Origin of the sequence: Paenibacillus sp. p3-SID867, assembly GCF_025142895.1 — a bacterium.
Classification (GTDB): Bacteria; Bacillota; Bacilli; order Paenibacillales; family Paenibacillaceae; genus Paenibacillus_AQ.
Map to the genome: position 1 here is coordinate 151,969 of NZ_JAMBDM010000011.1, position 16,481 is coordinate 168,449.

Genomic DNA, 16,481 nt, shown 5'->3' on the forward strand with positions numbered 1-16,481 from the left:
ATTTCGCTATATCTGCTTTATCCACGGATTTCCTCCGATAAACGATCAATTTCCTTCAGTTCTTCTTCTGTCAGCCGCTCATCCGAGTATTCCAAGGTATCTGCAATGTGCTCCGGCCTGGATGCTCCGACAATGGCTGACGTGATGCCCGGGCGGCTAAGCACCCAGTTCAGAGCGAACTGCGGAAGCGTCCATTCCCGCTGCTCGGCCAAAGGCCGGATCCCTTCGACGATGGAAAGCGCATGCCGCTGGTTCAGCAGCAATTGCAGTCTCTGTTCGCCTGCAGCAAGGCGCGAGTCCGATGGGGGAGCTTCCCCCGCCCGGTACTTCCCTGACAATATGCCCCGGCCCAGAGGGCTGTACACGATAACCCCAACGTGTTCGGACTGGGCAAAGGGAATTAATTCACGTTCAATATCTCTTGTAATGAGACTGTATTCCGGCTGTACGCTTTCGAACCTGCGAAGACCATGGAGCGCACTAATGCCATGAGCTTTGGCCAGCTGCCAGGCAGCGTAGTTCGAGCAGCCGATATAGCGGACCTTGCCTTGTCGCACAAGATCCGTGAGCGCCTCCAGCGTCTCTTCCAGCGGGGTAAGCTCATCAAACCGGTGCACTTGATAAAGATCGATATAATCCGTTTGGAGCCGGACAAGGCTGTTCTCCAGCGCGCGATAAATATGATAACGGCTTTGGCCTTGGTCATTGATGCCGGGCCCGGTCCGGTTATGCAGCTTCGTAGCCAGGAGAATGCCCTGTCTTCGCTCCTTCAGCAGCCTTCCCAGAATTTCTTCCGACTCCCCAAGCTGATTTACGTTCCCGTTATCCATACCCGTGCCGTATACGTCAGCCGTGTCGATCAGATTGATTCCAGAAGCAAGCGCCACATCCAATACGGCGGCCGAAGCCCTCTCATCGATCCAACGCCCGAAAGCCATGGTCCCGAGACTCACCTCCGACACTTGAACTCCCGCTCTGCCCAGTGGTCTATACTTCATACATTGCAGCCTCCTCATAAGATTCATAAAAAAGACAGCCGAAGACACACCTCGGATCACTAGTTGATCCAAGGATGCATCTCCGGCTGTCCGGTAGAATATGCATAAATCCTATTTTTTCCGATATGTTAAGTAGGATTATAGCACCGTCTAATTTTGTCGTCAATTATTTTTCATGTTGGGTTTCCGGCCGGTTGAGACCAAGGTGGTCCCGTAACGTTCTGCCTGTATAGTCCTCGCGAAACAGTCCGCGCTGCTGGAGCAGCGGCACTACGCTATCCACAAACTGTTCGAGACCACTCGGAAGCAAAGGGGCCATAATGTTGAATCCGTCGCAAGCCCCGCTTCGAAACCAATCCTCGATCCGATCGGCAATCTGCTGCGGGGTTCCGATCATCGTCATATGACCTCTGGCGACCGCGTAATGCCTGCCAAGCTCCAGAATGCTCATGCCTGATTTCGCGGCCATATCCATAATCATAATCGCCCGGCTGCTGTTCCCTTCCCTCGGCAGATCAGGTAGCGGACCCTCTACCGGATATTCAGTCAAATCCGTATTCAGCAATTGAGATAGATATTTTACCCCTGCTTCTGGCAAGATCAGCTCGCTGAATGCCCGGTGATACGCCAAAGCCTCGGCTTCGCTCTCTCCGAGGAAGATCAGCAATCCCGGGAGAACCTTCACCTCTCCCCCTTCCCGTCCATACTCCTTAAGCAACTCCTTAAACTCGCGGTAATACCTTATCGCATCTTCTTTACTCTCACAGGCCGTGAACACAACATCGGCTGTTTGGGCGGCCAGCCTCCTTCCCGCTGCCGAGGTTCCCGCTTCAATGATAACGGGCCTGCCTTGCGGAGATCTGGGCATGTTCAATGGGCCTTCCACCCTGAAAAATGCTCCTTCATGATGAACCCGATGAATCCGGGTCGTATCCGCAAAAACAGCTCTCTGCCGATCCAACACAAGGGCATCGTCCTCCCAGCTGTCCCAACATGCCATCACAGCCCGCAGAAACTCCTCCGCCCGTTCATATCGCTTTCCATGCTCCATTAATTCCACCGAGCCGAAATTGCGCGCCTCGGCATCCTTCGTGGAGGTCACCACATTCCACGCGGCTCTGCCGCCACTGATATGATCCAGCGTGGACATGCGCCTTGCCAATGCGTAGGGCTCGTTGAATGTGGTAGATGCCGTGCCGGCTAATCCAACATACTCCGTGACGCCGGCCAGACTGCTGAGCATGGTCAGCGCTTCAGGCTGAAGAAAGCTGACATTCGTCCGCAAATCCTCGATCAACGGAATCGAGTTGTTGTCCGCAAGGAATACCATATCGAATTTCCCGCGTTCGGCTGCTTGAGCGCAGCGCCTATAGAAATCGTAATCCACGGCTCCGACCCCCGCCGAACCAGGATGCCGCCAAGCGGCAATATGATGGCCATAATTCATTAGAAAAGCACCCAGACTTAATTGGCGTCGCTCCGCACCCATCTCTATACTCCCCTTCGCTTTATCTCTTCTAAAGCTTCACCTCTACAGAAACTTACGCTCAACCAGGTTCTCTACGTAATCACCGACAAACTTCATATCATCAAGACGGGATTGAACCTCCTTCTCCCATGTCCCGGCATCCCGTAGTGAAGCAAGTGTGACCTGATTGCCAAACCACGACTCCACCTCATCCCGCCTGATGGTGAAGGTTTGGTCTTCAAAGGCGAATATCAGTTTCTCCAAATTATCAATCATGGCAAAATTAGCAGTGGAATTATAGACCAGCAGCTGCTTCAGCTTTTCCTCTTGCAGATCGACGGCCCTGGCCTGGAATCGGATCTCGGCCGTCAATTCCTCCGGGTACAGCTGAAATGTACGTTCGATGTCACGCATGGGAAGCGATGCATTCAAATTGATCAGGTTCCCGGCATTCCCCATATACGGGCTCGCAAAGCTTAACGAATTCCGGATATCATGCGTCAACGGATCATTCTGCTCCGCTTCATATTGAACGGCCTGTTCGTCTGCCTTGGGCTTGATGAAACCCTCCAGTGCAGCCATACCCACTACGCCGATAAGCAGCAGTATAACGATCAGCCCATTTTTTTTGCTCATGGTTCATTCACCTCAAGTTGAAGAGTTAATTTACAAGCTTTTTGGACAAGCAGCGGAATGATGACCGACGTCATCGGGATGGCATATCGCATGACGGTCACGTAGAACGAATAGGGCCCATCGATCCGCAATTCTCGCCCAAACCATAGATCGCTGCCATATTGAATCAGGAAGGAGTACATCGATACAACTACGATAAATATCGACCACAGCCACCATGCCCCTTTGCTCCATTTGGCCAATTTGCCTGCGTTGATCACAGCTGTCTGCTTCTCATACCGTTTCAGATGCCGTGACATGGAAAGATACACCGCACCGGATAAGACAACGAGACATAACAGAAGGGTGTTCACCCCTATACCGCTTGGCAAAAATCGGGCCGGGATCGTGACGATCCACGCCAGCAAGGAATAAATAAGCGCGCTCTGAACCAGTTCATAGCGGAAACGGTAGCTGTAAACTTTTTGATTATCGTCAATGAGGGCTTCAATATCTTCGATGTTATCGATGGCCAGACTGATGGCCGATTGATATTCCATCCCATTCTCCATATAATCCGTAACCCGAGCCTCCAAATTACTGAGAACCTCATTCTTCAGCTCTACCACTTCCTTGGTTTTGCGTTGATTCGCAAATAGACGGTCCACAAAGATCTCTAAGTCATGCCTGTTGGTCATTGTCTGTCAGCTCCTTTCCGTTTCCGATCAGAACATCAATAATCTCGCGCGCAGCCTTCCACTCCTCCTGATTGTGCCGCAAGCGCCCCTGTCCCTCCTGGCTGAGGGTGTAATATTTGCGCCTTCCGCCCTGGGTTTCTTCGCCCCAATAGGATAGGATCAGTCCCTGTTTCTCTAACCTTCTCAGACTGGAATACAATGTAGGCTCCTTCAGCTCAAATCGATTCCCGCTTCGCAGCGAGATTTCTTTAATGATCTGATAACCGTAATTATCTCCGTCCGATAACACACGCAAAATAAAGGTATCAATATTTCCACGTATCAAATCGCTGTTATGTATGGATTCTATCAAATACCCGGACCTCCTTAACGTAACGAATGGGAATAATATAACGCACATTACTATGCATGTCAAAGTAATATTACATACATATATTTCTTCTTTCCTCGATTGACGGTTTACAAGCACTACTATATAATTTTGAAAGTTCTTACTACTATAAATAGAATCCCTACGATTCGATATGGGTTCCAATCGCTTCATTATTGTTTTTAGTACGTGCAGGAGGAGACGGTTTTGCTTCATAAATACATTCGACGACTGAAATACTATATTCTCCGGACTCTCCGCATGCAAAATAGCGATCATCGAATTGCGCTCGGTTTTGCCGTTGGCTTCTTCCCTTGCTGGTATCCAACCTTCGGCATTGATCTGCTGCTGGCTCCGCTGCTCGCTCGCATGGTTCGGGCTAACATTCCTTCCGCCTTCCTTGCAGCTTCGGCAGGCTCCGTCTTGTGGCCGATCCTGTTCTATTTAAACTATAGAATCGGGGTATTTGTGCATCTGTTCACCACATTTCCCAAAACCTTTGAAATCGAAGATGCTCTCTCGGTACCTGTCCCTGAGACGGATTATAGGATTGAGACGAACCATTTTGGCAGATTAGGCGATATGGGCGTCAACTTTCTTGTCGGTGCCCTCATCAATAGCATCCTCTCTACATTAATCCTCTATATTTTACTGCGCATCTTGCTCTCCTTTTACCGCAGACCCTTGCTTCACAAAATCAAAGAATCCGTTCGAAGAGGTAAATCGAAGTCTTAATTAAAAAACTCACATTGAAAAGCGCCTGGAACCCTCATCCCAGGCGCTTTTTTATTTTTCAGAATTAAGTTGTTCTGTCCCTGCCGGATCTCAACTCTTCTTCAGTCCCTGACCGGTTTCTCTGGAAAATCCGGTATAAGTTGCTAAAATTACGGCATTCTAAAAAGGATGAGCCTTTACTACGTACCGGCAAAGGAGGGAGAGAACGAAAATGAAACCGAAGGCGCAGCACATACTGCTTGACCCTGTTAAAGAACGGCTGGCGAATTGCGAGGACGTCATCTATCAATCCTTACGTATTCATGGATCTACCTGCAGCGTTATCTACATTGAATCCATCGTAGATATCAGCACCCTGCACGAACATATCGTTAAACCGCTGATTAAGGAAGCCGCGTTGATTCAGCATAATTTTAACGACTTCATTGACCGCATGGATCGCGGTGATATACTGTCGGTTCCATTTCAGCGCTCTTCCTCGGCGGATTATATCGCTAATATGATTGTCGAAGGCACAGCCGTAGTGGTTGTGGAGCAGTTGGCAGAGGCTTATCTATTCGACATCGCATTGTATCAAAAACGGGCGGTATCGGAATCCCAGAACGAGCTGGTGGTGAACGGGCCGCAGGAAGCCTTTATCGAAGACATTGGCACGAATTTATCGCTGCTCCGGCACAAAATCAAGCATACGGATCTCAAAACTGTGCGTTATCAGATTGGTGACTATTCCAAGACCGCCGTATATATGGTGTATATCGACGGCTTATGCAAACCCGAAGTTGTCGCTCAAGTGGACAGTCGGCTGAATAGCATATCCATCGATGGCACCTTCGGGATCAGCACCTTGTCCGAACAAATGAAGGAGGGCGTGAAATCCCCTTTTCCACAGTTCCAATACACGGAGCGACCGGATTCCGTAGCCGCTTCTTTGCTTGAAGGCAGGGTCGGCATCATGCAGGATGGAACGCCGTCGGCACTTATCGTGCCCGTCACTTTATTTTCCCTGCTGCAATCGTCCGAGGATTATTATCACAGCTTCTTCTCCTCCAGCTGGATTCGGATCGTCCGGTTCGTGTTCGCGGTTATTTCATTACTAATGCCTTCGTTATATGTGGCGATCACGACGTTTCAACCATCCATTATACCAACCGATCTGCTGATCACCCTTGCGGCATCGCGAGAAAATATTCCGTTCTCCGCTTTAATGGAGGCGCTGATCATGGAGCTGACCTTCGAAGCGTTGCGGGAAGCCGGCACCCGGATCCCGAAGCCCGTCGGGCAGACCATATCCATTATCGGCGCCATCGTCATTGGTCAGGCAGCAGTAGAAGCCGGTGTGGTGTCCAACCCGATGGTCATCGTGGTGTCCATAACCGGTATCGCTTCTTACATCATTCCGCACTTCGAGCTCGGGCTTGCGTTCCGCCTGCTGCGATTCCCCATTCTCATTCTCGGGGGGACACTCGGTCTCATTGGCGTATTTGCGGCTGCCTTCCTTGTGTATGGCCATTTGGCTTCCCTAAAGTCGTTTAATACGCCATATTTACAGCCCATTGCACCGCTTGTGTTATCGGAATGGAAGGATACCTTCTTGCGAGCGCCATCCATGCTGATGAAGAAACGGCCTAAGACCTATGCGTCATCCAACAATTTAAGGAGAAGAAAGCCATAATGCCTCTACTCAAATTGTTTAACGTATTCAAATTAGTGCTTCCCCTGACTCTGTTGACAGGTTGCGGTTTCACGATGACCAAGGTTGAAATCAATGAATCAACCTTTGTATTTGCCATGTATGTGAATAAAGGTCAGCAAGAAGACACCGTAGAAGTTACGATCAGTGCCCCCCTGCCAAATCGGCTCACGTCTGGAAGCCAAGCAGGCGGCAAAGGCGGTGGCGACCCTTATGCGATGGTAACCAAGTCATCCGGTACCGTGCAGGATGCCCTGCACCTGATTCAACGGGATCTTTCCAGACGTTTTGACTTCAGTCACACCAAGGTCGTTGTCGTCGGTAAAAGCTACGCTGAGGCGGGATTAGAGGAGCTTACGGACTGGCTGCAGCGAGAGCCGACAACCAACCTGAGTACTTATTTAATGGTCGCGCCCGGAGACGCCAAAAAAGTGGCGGAGCTGACGCCAATCTTTGAGCAGATGCCCTCGGAGGTACTCATCCGTTTTGCGGACCAACACAACATGATCACAACAAACTTAAAGGACTGCCTCTACGCCGAATCGGGCAATCAGGGTTATGCTTTGAACTATTTGTCAGCAGGCTTGAAGCCTATGGTGGCCGAACAAGAGAAACTGAAACCCTGGGCAGGCATTCAGGGCACGGCGCTTTTCCGTCATCATAAACTCGTGGCCACACTCCCGATGAAGGAGTCGCTTGCTGTCAGTTGGGCAGTAAACGAAGTAAAGGGTCCTCTGTATACCGTTTCATGGAAAGAAGGAGAGAAGGCAAGCGTGTTTATCATCACATCAAGCTCCAAGAAGTCCGTTCGCATGGTTTCGGGCCATCCGGTATTTACGGTAAAACTATACGGAACGGGTGATGTCATATATAAACAAAAGCAGAAGCAGCTTGATACCCTTCAGGTGAAAGAGCTCATCGAGCGTGAGCTCAATGATCAAATCGCCGGACATTTAAGGAAGGCTCTTCGTACATCGCAACAAACAGGAGCAGACATCCTGCAGCTTGGCATGCTGGTCGATTGGAACTATCCGGATCATTGGCACGAGGTTAGTGCCAACTGGCCCGATTATTACAAAAACGAAGTTGAGATTCAGGTGGTTACCGACATCAAAGTTCGAAACTTCGGGTCAGTGCTTAAAATGAATCCCAAATAAGGAGGCATGCCCATGCTCGCTCTTCTGTTCCTCGTATACTCCTTGGTGGAATGGTATTTCGCGAAGAAAAAGGCAAAAGCACCTCGTGAAAAATGGACGGTTCTCCTTCTAATTCTTGCGTTTACCGTCTGGAATTTATTCGCCTTGTATTCTTACGAGCGGCTGACCCCCAACCATCTGATTATGCTGCTGTTCGGTTGGCTTGAAAACATATAATGTAAACACCTATCGGCGTACTTTTACTATAATCAATAACGGAAAGGATGTACGAACCCAACATGCGCAATACTCCCTGGCAGCTGTTCCGTTTCGGATTTGTCTACCTTAACGCCATACCTACCGGATTTCTGATCAGTCCCTTATTGTGGAACTCTGCTTATTTAGGATGGGCTGCGATTCTGGGAGGCTATGCCATGAGTTTAATCTTCCTGTGGTTTACGGTAAAGCTCGCGCTGTGGGATACTCGGAAACCCTGGATCGACTTCGGCAGTAAACTTGTCAGCAAATGGATTCATATCCCGGTCGTCGCTTTGGTTTTCTTCTGGTCGATCAATTACATAGGAATGGATATCGAAAGCTTCACCTTATTCTTCGACACCAATTACATGCGGGAGTCTCCTCAATGGTTCGTGCTCCTGATCGTGGGTCTGGTTGTTATGATCACCGCCAGATGGGGCATGGAGACGATGATTTATATTTCGGACGGGCTGTTTCTCGTCATTGTCCTTGCGATCGTGTCCATGAACATGTTTTTCTTCAAGGAAGCCCATTTTGATATGATGATTGCGATGGTCAGGCATCACAATTATGAGTCGGCAGTTAAGGATGCCTTGTTCTGTTTATCATTCTTTGCGGAATGGATCGTCTTCCTCTTTCTCGCTCCCTATATCCAATTTAATCGGAAATCGTTTCGAAACCTCGCCGCATCAGGGATATTGGTAACTATAGGCATATTGCTCCAATGGGCCTCGGCTTTACTGAATTTCGGTCCTTATTTAGGGCGGGAGATGCAATATCCACTTGTTGAATTAATGCGTGCAGCCAGTGGGTTTCTTGGCAATTCTGATCCGCTTATCATCGGATTATGGAGCAGTTCGATGTTTTTCCATAGCGCCTTTCTCATCCATGTAAGTGTAAGATGTCTTGCCAAACTGCTTCATCTGAAGCAAATGGATGGGCCGCTGATTGCCATCATTGGGGGAACGGCTATCGTGATTGCATTTCAATATTCCCAAAATCCGATCCTCTTTCTCCAGGACTTCAATTCTTTCGGGATGGCGATGTTCTTTATTCTTATGGAGTTTATCCCTATTTTCTACTGGATTGTCTCCCTGTTCCGCAAACGCAAACCCAAGCGTAAACAAAAACCTAAAGCCAATCATAAACCCGCTTGAATCTTGAAACTGTATCGATATCCTAATGAAAACGAAATAAGAGAGCTGCATTTGCCGCTCTCTTAGCCTCTCGATCAAACCTACTTGAAGTATATACATATTTATCTCGTCAAAAAATCAACATTTTATGAAAGCGCTTCCTACAAAAAGGTTCTTTTATTGTAAGCAATTGGCATATTATATAGTACAGTAGACCAGCTGGCAGGGTGGCAGCAGGAGGTGATAGGCATGGGCGTGAATGAAGCTTTGGCTTTAATGATATCGTTCGCCACTCTGGTCGTCTCGATCCTTGCCTTCCATAATAAGAAATAGACCCGTCCCTTGTACAGATGAATCTATTTCTTACGTCTGGTTGCAAGCAAATATCCACCTTGCAGGTGATGATCTGCTGTGCGGGGAGTCGGCGGCAACCGGCTCCTTTTGTAATACACAAAAATATCCTATTCCGATTTTTACGGAATTATGACTCGGTGGCTCCCAAATTAAGTATTTAGGATTGGCTTTACCTCGGCTATAATTTTCTCAATCTGTTTGGAGCTTTCCTCATACATTTTCTTTGCCTTCTTACTCTTCGTACTGAGACTGAACAACTCCAAATCCGCCTGACATTTTTTCAAATTCGCATAAAGCAGTTTCCGCTCCTCATTTTGGGGAACCTGAATCTGATCATCATACAAATCGATGGTTAATTGTCCATAAGTGTCTACCTGGGCGAGAAATACATCCTTGATCTTAGCGCCCTGCTTGTCCAGTTCTTCCACCAGCCATCCCTGATTGAAGCCTGCGACGCGCAGCGGTTCATCCATGACTTCACCATCCATGACGACAACCTGTCCGGGCTTTTCCGGCGCTACCTGGATACCAAGATCTTTAGGAGTTAAAGGCAGATTCTCACGCGTCTGCAGAACATTAATCTCTCCGCTTGACTCCATGATGGCAAATTCCACGTCAGCGACCTGAAATACGTTCTTTTGCCGCAACTGCTGCATTAACTCATCGGCAGACAGCTTTTCTTTCTTTAAATTATCTTCTAATATCTTGCCATCTTTGATGAGCACGGTCGACTTAAAATCGATAAAGTCCCTGGCCTTTTTGCTCTTGATTGACAGGACTTCAATAAGTAATGAACAGGCTACCCATACGCCCAGCGCTACTAATCCTAAATACCAGTTCGCATCAAGATCCAAGGAGATATAAGCCGCCAAGCTGCCGATCGTAATCCCCGTTAAATATTCAAAAAAAGAAAGCTGCGTAACCTGCCGTTTGCCCAGCAGTTTTGTCATCAGAAACAACACAACCACAGCACATAAGGTTCTAAGTACAATTTCCAACCACTCGGCCACAATAAAGCCTCCTTATTTGATGTCTTGACTTGATGATCACTCTATAGATTATTGTCAAATATCCCTTTAGAAATCACACCATTATTTCCCAGCCCATGCTCCATGCATGTTCTTCTGCAAAATGCGTACATTATTACGCATGAAAGGAGTGATAAAAACCAATGACCGTAGCATCAGACGTCAAAACATGTCTCTCATCCTTAAAAAGCGCCCAGGCCAGCCTGGAGCAATTTGCACTGTCCACGCAAGATCAAAATGCCAAAGATTTGTTTACGGCGGCAGCACAACAAACACAACAAGTCGTGGACCAAGTGACCCAGCGGGTTCAGCAGCTTGAACAGGAAGAGCCTCAGTATAAAGGTTTCTAACCATTAGTTTTTTGTTTGCTCCATAACATGTAAACCCATGCATACCTCCTATCCTACCCTGATAGGAGGTTGTTTATATTGTGTTATTTATTATTGAGTTATCCTCCCCATCAGGGTAAAGTGATAATAACGGAGAACTGAATATAAGGGGGTAGATTCTATGAAGAATGCTACGCGTCCTATCGATGTCATCACGTTCGGTGAATCGATGGGATTACTATATCCGGAAGGCACACGGGGCATAGGACAAGGAGGAAGCATGGCACAATCCTTCGGCGGTGCCGAAAGCAATCTCGCCATCGGACTTTCCAGGCTTGGCTGCAGCAGCGGATGGTTCGGTCAACTCGGTAACGATCCGATCGGAACCGGTATTTTGAAAACGCTTCGAGGAGAAGGTGTCGACATTTCCGCCGCCAGACAAACGGATGTTGCACCGACCGGACTTATGCTGCGCCAGAACGTTCGCGGTCAATCCTCCGTCTATTACTACCGTAAAGGCTCCGCGGCCAGTCACATGACGCCGGACCATGTAGACTCCGAATACATAGCCAATGCCCGCATCCTTCATTTTACAGGCATCACCGCAGCTCTAAGCAGCAGCTGCCTGGAGACGATACGGCATGTCATTTCCGTATGCAAAGCGCATGGCGTCCTGATCAGCTTTGACCCTAACCTCAGGCTCAAGCTATGGAATATCGAGGAAGCTCGCCCTGTATTGCTGGAGCTTGCGGAAGCCTGTGATTATTTTCTTCCGGGCTATGATGAATGCAAGCTGCTGTTCGAAACAGAGGACGAGCAGGCGATCCTGGATCGCCTGCGACAGCTTCCCGCAATGTCCGTTATCAAAAGTTTCAATGGGAGCAATGTCATTGTCCACAAGAGCCACACCTACTCCCTTCCTTTTGAACAGGTGGATCAAGTGGTGGATACCGTGGGAGCAGGCGACGGCTTCTGTGCCGGTTTCCTTGCTGGTATCGCCAAGGGCTGGACACCTGAAGAGGCTCTCTCGCTGGGCGGCTTAACCGGTTCGCTGGTGATCCAAGCACCAGGTGATTGGGAAGCACTTCCGACCTGGGAAGAGGTACAACAGCGGCGCGGAAATGCTGCTCATATCGAGCGTTAACTCCTGTTCTTTAAACGAGCCATCTTTCTAATCCATTCATAGACGAGAAGGAGTGTGTAACATGAAAAAGCTAAGACTGATCGAACAAATTCATCATGCGGGTGTCGTCGCTGTCCTTCGCGGAGATTCCCCCGAAGAGGTTGTCGAGATTGCCAAACGTGCGATTGAAGGCGGTATCAAGATTATCGAAGTAACCATGACCGTACCGTTCGCTACCGAAGCCATTACGACGCTGGCCAAAATGTACTCCTCTAAAGATCCGCAAGCGGATAACTATGCCATCATTGGCGCAGGCACGGTTCTCGATGCTGAAACAGCTCGAATCACCATTCTTGCCGGTGCTGAGTTTGTAGTCTCGCCGGGCTTCGACCGCGATACGATTATGCTCAGCAATCGTTACCGCATCCCGGTTATGCCGGGCGCCGTAACCGTTCATGATATCGTTGCCGCTCTTGAGCTTGGCGTCGATGTCATCAAGCTCTTCCCGGGCAATCTGTACTCTCCATCCGTCATTCCATCTCTGAAGGGTCCGCTCCCGCAGGCCAACATCATGCCAACCGGAGGCGTAAATCTGGACAATCTGCATGAATGGATCAAGGCCGGCGCGTTTGCGGTCGGGATCGGATCGGATCTGACCAAGGACGCACTGAAGAGCGGTGACTACAATCTGATAACAGAAAAGGCACGCGCATATATCAACGCCTTTAAGGAAGCTCAATCGCAAAGATAAAAAATGCTGTACGGTTTTCGTATAGGATTTCTCCGAATGTCGCTATTTTCATAAACAGACAAGCCTATCAAGAGTCGACTTGATAGGCTTGTCTGTTTATTTAATCCGTCTCTTTTTGAACCAACGCTTCTGAGTGAACATTCCTGTCGTAAAGCCGCCCGCTACGATCGTCAGAACAGAATACATGAAGGTGCTTCCAGACAGCAGGAAACCTCCGAAACCAATGATCACGGCATCCATCAGCAAAATAATGACGCCTACATTTAACGGCAAATATTTAGCCAGGAAATGCGCCAGCAGATCCGTTCCGCCCGTGCTTGCATTGTGTCTTAGCATAAATCCAAGTCCGGCTCCGATCAAAGCCCCGCCCAGGAGCGCGCTCAGGATGACATTCGGGGCAAAAAATCGCAAAAAATCCGATTGCAGCGGTGAAAGCAGATCGATGATAAATGAAGATATCAGCATGCCTGACAGACTATTGTAAAAAATTTCGCGATTTAATATCCAGGCTGCGATAAACATGGGAATGCTGCACAAAATGATGACGAATCCGATATGTAGATCAAACACATAGTTAGCTATCAGAGCGATGCCGATAACTCCACCATCCAAAACTTTATGCGGGACAAGAAAAAAATTGGTCCCCATCGCGATCAGAAAACTACCGATCACGATAATGACATGTTTTCGAAATGACACCATTTCCCCATCTCCATTTATAAGGGCATGTCTCATTTATATGCTTGTCATTTCGAAAAATTGCGGACTTGCTGTCCTGCATTTGAAAAAAATTCCACCGAGCTCGATTCGGATACCTTTCGCTATTAATCTTTTACATAAATCAAACGCTCGGTCCGTGCCATCACCTTGGTCTTCATATATGGATAGTTCTCATAACAATAATCCACAAAATACCCCGGCTTCTCTCCATTCCAAGGGAAAATATCGTAGTGCATCGGAATGGTCAGATCGAATCCCGATGACGCGGCAAGCTCCGCTGCCTCCCGAAAACCCATATTCCCAACGATCCCGTCGTTTCGGCGGAAGGCATCTCCCCCGTTGATCGGCACCATCCCGATATCTATCGAATGTGCCTGTAACCTTTCAACCAAACCAGGATAAACGACGGTATCTCCTGCATGATAAATCAACACACCCTGGATATCCACTAGATATCCGACATATCGGTGCCCAAACTGTTCATGCTCATCCAAGGTTTCATGGGCAGCCGGAATTGCCATGAGACGGAAGCCCTCAAACTGCTGCCATTCATCGCACTCCGCCGCGTACAAACGCTCCGGCTCGACGCCAGCCTCTCTCATCGCTTCATGGCAGCAAGCCGGTGCGACAAAAACTGTCTCCGGATTCTGTTTGGCTATGACCGCAATCGTACCCAGATCCATATGATCGTCATGCTCATGGGTGATCAGTACCACGTTTGCATTCGTGATATGCTCCGGGGTCAACGGTGCAGGAAATGCGCGCTTGAATCCCGCTTTGCGTTCCAGATCATCGGACATATAAGGGTCGATATAGATGACAACCTCCCCGCCTTTAAAGACAACGCTCTCCTGCCCCAGAAACCATACCGCCGCCATCCCTTCGGCTGTAGATGTCCGGTTGATTTCTTCGATAAGCCGCTCGGGACCTCGACCCTTGCTGTTCTGTTCCATCATCTCTATTCTCTCTCCTTCCATTTTCGATCATGACTAGATTATAACATGCGGTCATCTGCAGAAATGATCCAACCGACTATGAAAAAAACGAGTCCGAAGTAGCAGAAATGCCCACTCCAAACTCGTATTGTCTCATCTGTATGAATCTATTTACGCTCAAGCGGCTTCTTCCACAGACCAAGCAGCAGGCCTGATATCACCGCGCCAATCAGGACGGCCAGCAAGAACAGAAGCGCATGGTTGGCCAGAGCGGCAACAAAAATCCCCCCGTGAGGAGCGGGGACGTTGATGCTCCACAGCTGCGTCAACCCGCCGGCAACCGCCGAGCCGAGGATACAAGATGTCAGCACCCGCAGCGGATCGGCAGCGGCGAACGGGATCGCGCCCTCTGTTATGAAAGAAAGACCCATCACGTAGTTGGTCACGCCGGACTTTCGTTCCTGCTCCGTAAACTTATGCTTGAAAAACGTCGTCGCCAGCGCAATAGCAAGCGGAGGAACCATACCGCCGGCCATAACCGCGGCCATCATGGCTCCGTTCGTATTGCCGCTGGATGTAAAGACGCCGATCGCAAATGCATAAGCCGCTTTATTGAAGGGTCCGCCCATGTCGATCGACATCATTCCACCCAGAATAAGACCGAGAATGACCGCGTTGCCGGTACCCAGATTGTTCAGAATATCAATCAGGCCGAGATTGATCCAGCTGAAGAACGGATCAAACAGGTAGAACATGATCGTTCCGGTGACAAGAAGGCCGACAACCGGATACAACAGAATCGGCTTTAAGCCGTCAAGCGCTTTGGGCAGACCGGCAAAGGCTTTGCGCAGCAGGATCACCACATAACCCGCCAAGAAACCTGCCGCAAGCCCGCCAAGAAATCCCGAATTAGAATTCAGGGCCATTAGCCCTCCGACCATGCCGGGCATCAATGCCGGACGATCACCTATGCTGAGCGCAATGAATCCGGCCAGAACCGGAATGAGGAAGTGGAAGGCGCCGTCTCCCCCGCCAATCGTCTGCAGCAGCTGGAAGAGGGGATGATTGTCACCTGCAAGCTGCTCGATCAGGAAGGAGATAGCCAGAAGAATACCGCCTCCCACGACGAATGGCAGCATATGCGAAATACCATTCATCAGGTCCTTATACACTTTCGTACCTATGCTGCCCTTCTCCGAGTCCTTCGCCTGCGACTCACTGCCGCCTTCGCTCCGGTAGATGGGGGCATCACCGCTCATCGCTTTGCGAATCAGCTCTTCCGATTTGCGGATACCGTCGCTGACCGGCCGCTGGAGCACGGGCTTTCCGTTAAAGCGGGCCATTTCCACATTTTTGTCGGCGGCAATGATGACGCCTGCCGCCCTGCGGATTTCCTCTTCCGTCAACACGTTCTGCGCACCCTCCGAGCCATTGGTCTCCACCCGGATCTCGACGCCCATTTCCTGAGCTTTCTTCTTCAGGGCATCTTCAGCCATAAACGTATGGGCAATACCGGTCGGACACGCCGTTACGGCAACAACAAAAGCATCCGAGGTTCCGTCAGGAACCTTCATGGGGTCAGATTCGGAAATGACATCGGATTCCGGAGCCTTCTCCGATTCCTTTTTTGCCGCTTCCCTTCTCTTGGCCGCTTCCTTCTCCGCCTTGGCAGCTTCTTCTACTGCCTGTTTCGAATCAAATAACGCCGTTACTTCCCCGGGCGTCTTCGTATTCATCAATTGTGCGATAAATTCGGTATCGATCAACAGCCGCGATAGTGCGGCAAGCGTGCGGAGATGGGTATTTCCGGCTCCTTCCGGAGCTGCGATCATAAAAAACACATACGCCGCCTCTCCATCCAGCGCTTCGAAATCCACGCCCTGACTGCTCTTGGCAAACACGACGGTCGGTTCATTAACCGCTTTTGTCTTCGCGTGCGGCATCGCGATGCCGCCTCCGATCCCCGTACTGGATTCGGCTTCACGCTTCAGAATCATCTCTTTGAACAAGACCGGATCGTTGATCCGCCCGCTTGCAGCCAGGCTTGCGATCAGTTCATCAATGGCTGCTTCCTTCGTGACCGCCTTCAGGTCCATGATCATCGTTTCTTGTATCATTAAATCCGTAATTTTCATGC

At 49.4% G+C, this 16,481-nt stretch carries 18 protein-coding genes; 9 read left to right on the forward strand and 9 right to left on the reverse strand.

Annotation, left to right across the window (positions count from 1 at the left end; all coding sequences use genetic code 11):
- Window positions 1–17: 17 nt before the first annotated feature.
- The 5 genes from M4D81_RS22550 to M4D81_RS22570 form a co-directional block, all read right to left on the reverse strand.
- Entirely contained in the window at window positions 18–998 is a 981-nt protein-coding gene (locus M4D81_RS22550; RefSeq protein WP_260068114.1) for an aldo/keto reductase, read from the reverse strand.
- Window positions 999–1,164: 166 nt separating this feature from the next.
- Window positions 1,165–2,487, reverse strand: a complete 1,323-nt coding sequence (locus M4D81_RS22555; protein WP_260068115.1) for an LLM class flavin-dependent oxidoreductase — start codon at window positions 2,485–2,487, stop codon at window positions 1,165–1,167.
- A 42-nt stretch (window positions 2,488–2,529) separates the two neighbouring features.
- On the reverse strand, window positions 2,530–3,102 hold the full coding sequence (locus M4D81_RS22560; RefSeq protein ID WP_260068116.1) for a DUF4825 domain-containing protein: 573 nt from the start codon (window positions 3,100–3,102) through the stop codon (window positions 2,530–2,532).
- A complete protein-coding gene (locus M4D81_RS22565) occupies window positions 3,099–3,779 on the reverse strand; it encodes a permease prefix domain 1-containing protein (RefSeq protein WP_071217902.1) in 681 nt (226 codons plus the stop codon). Before M4D81_RS22565 ends, M4D81_RS22560 begins: the two co-directional genes overlap by 4 nt.
- Complete coding sequence (locus M4D81_RS22570; protein ID WP_260068117.1) at window positions 3,763–4,131, reverse strand: PadR family transcriptional regulator; 369 nt, start codon at window positions 4,129–4,131, stop codon at window positions 3,763–3,765. The genes M4D81_RS22565 and M4D81_RS22570 overlap by 17 nt, the downstream gene beginning before the upstream one ends.
- Before the next feature lie 225 nt (window positions 4,132–4,356).
- Here M4D81_RS22570 and M4D81_RS22575 point away from each other — a divergent pair, with 225 nt between their 5' ends.
- From M4D81_RS22575 to M4D81_RS34865, 6 genes are all read left to right on the forward strand, one after another.
- Window positions 4,357–4,884, forward strand: a complete 528-nt coding sequence (locus M4D81_RS22575) for a DUF2062 domain-containing protein (protein ID WP_216530561.1) — start codon at window positions 4,357–4,359, stop codon at window positions 4,882–4,884.
- A 211-nt stretch (window positions 4,885–5,095) separates the two neighbouring features.
- Window positions 5,096–6,556, forward strand: a complete 1,461-nt coding sequence (locus tag M4D81_RS22580) for a spore germination protein (RefSeq protein WP_260068118.1) — start codon at window positions 5,096–5,098, stop codon at window positions 6,554–6,556.
- Complete coding sequence (locus M4D81_RS22585) at window positions 6,556–7,731, forward strand: Ger(x)C family spore germination protein (RefSeq protein ID WP_260068119.1); 1,176 nt, start codon at window positions 6,556–6,558, stop codon at window positions 7,729–7,731. The genes M4D81_RS22580 and M4D81_RS22585 overlap by 1 nt, the downstream gene beginning before the upstream one ends.
- A gap of 12 nt (window positions 7,732–7,743) precedes the next feature.
- Window positions 7,744–7,947, forward strand: coding sequence for a hypothetical protein (locus tag M4D81_RS22590; RefSeq protein ID WP_071217897.1), 204 nt, complete (start codon window positions 7,744–7,746; stop codon window positions 7,945–7,947).
- 62 nt (window positions 7,948–8,009) lie between these two features.
- Window positions 8,010–9,125: a spore germination protein gene (locus M4D81_RS22595; RefSeq protein WP_260068120.1), complete on the forward strand. Its 1,116-nt coding sequence runs from the start codon at window positions 8,010–8,012 to the stop codon at window positions 9,123–9,125.
- A 228-nt stretch (window positions 9,126–9,353) separates the two neighbouring features.
- Entirely contained in the window at window positions 9,354–9,437 is an 84-nt protein-coding gene (locus M4D81_RS34865) for a putative holin-like toxin (protein ID WP_223260591.1), read from the forward strand.
- 170 nt (window positions 9,438–9,607) lie between these two features.
- Here M4D81_RS34865 and M4D81_RS22600 read toward each other — a convergent pair whose 3' ends face one another.
- Complete coding sequence (locus M4D81_RS22600; RefSeq protein WP_260068121.1) at window positions 9,608–10,468, reverse strand: DUF421 domain-containing protein; 861 nt, start codon at window positions 10,466–10,468, stop codon at window positions 9,608–9,610.
- A gap of 161 nt (window positions 10,469–10,629) precedes the next feature.
- On the opposite strand from M4D81_RS22600, the gene M4D81_RS22605 reads away from it, so the two are divergent.
- The 3 genes from M4D81_RS22605 (at window position 10,630) to M4D81_RS22615 (ending at window position 12,689) form a co-directional block, all read left to right on the forward strand.
- Window positions 10,630–10,836, forward strand: a complete 207-nt coding sequence (locus M4D81_RS22605) for a DUF1657 domain-containing protein (protein ID WP_071217894.1) — start codon at window positions 10,630–10,632, stop codon at window positions 10,834–10,836.
- Window positions 10,837–10,996: 160 nt separating this feature from the next.
- Window positions 10,997–11,959 (forward strand): sugar kinase, encoded by a 963-nt coding sequence (locus M4D81_RS22610; RefSeq protein WP_071217893.1) that lies wholly within the window; start codon window positions 10,997–10,999, stop codon window positions 11,957–11,959.
- 61 nt (window positions 11,960–12,020) lie between these two features.
- Entirely contained in the window at window positions 12,021–12,689 is a 669-nt protein-coding gene (locus M4D81_RS22615; protein WP_260068122.1) for a bifunctional 2-keto-4-hydroxyglutarate aldolase/2-keto-3-deoxy-6-phosphogluconate aldolase, read from the forward strand.
- A gap of 96 nt (window positions 12,690–12,785) precedes the next feature.
- On the opposite strand, the gene M4D81_RS22620 is transcribed toward M4D81_RS22615, so the two are convergent.
- The 3 genes from M4D81_RS22620 to M4D81_RS22630 all read right to left on the reverse strand — a co-directional run bounded on the left by M4D81_RS22620 (window position 12,786) and on the right by M4D81_RS22630 (window position 16,479).
- Window positions 12,786–13,391 (reverse strand): YitT family protein, encoded by a 606-nt coding sequence (locus tag M4D81_RS22620; RefSeq protein ID WP_071217891.1) that lies wholly within the window; start codon window positions 13,389–13,391, stop codon window positions 12,786–12,788.
- Window positions 13,392–13,513: 122 nt separating this feature from the next.
- Entirely contained in the window at window positions 13,514–14,365 is an 852-nt protein-coding gene (locus M4D81_RS22625; RefSeq protein WP_260068123.1) for an MBL fold metallo-hydrolase, read from the reverse strand.
- A 146-nt stretch (window positions 14,366–14,511) separates the two neighbouring features.
- A complete protein-coding gene (locus tag M4D81_RS22630; RefSeq protein WP_260068124.1) occupies window positions 14,512–16,479 on the reverse strand; it encodes a PTS fructose transporter subunit IIABC in 1,968 nt (655 codons plus the stop codon).
- Between the last annotated feature and the right edge of the window lie 2 nt (window positions 16,480–16,481).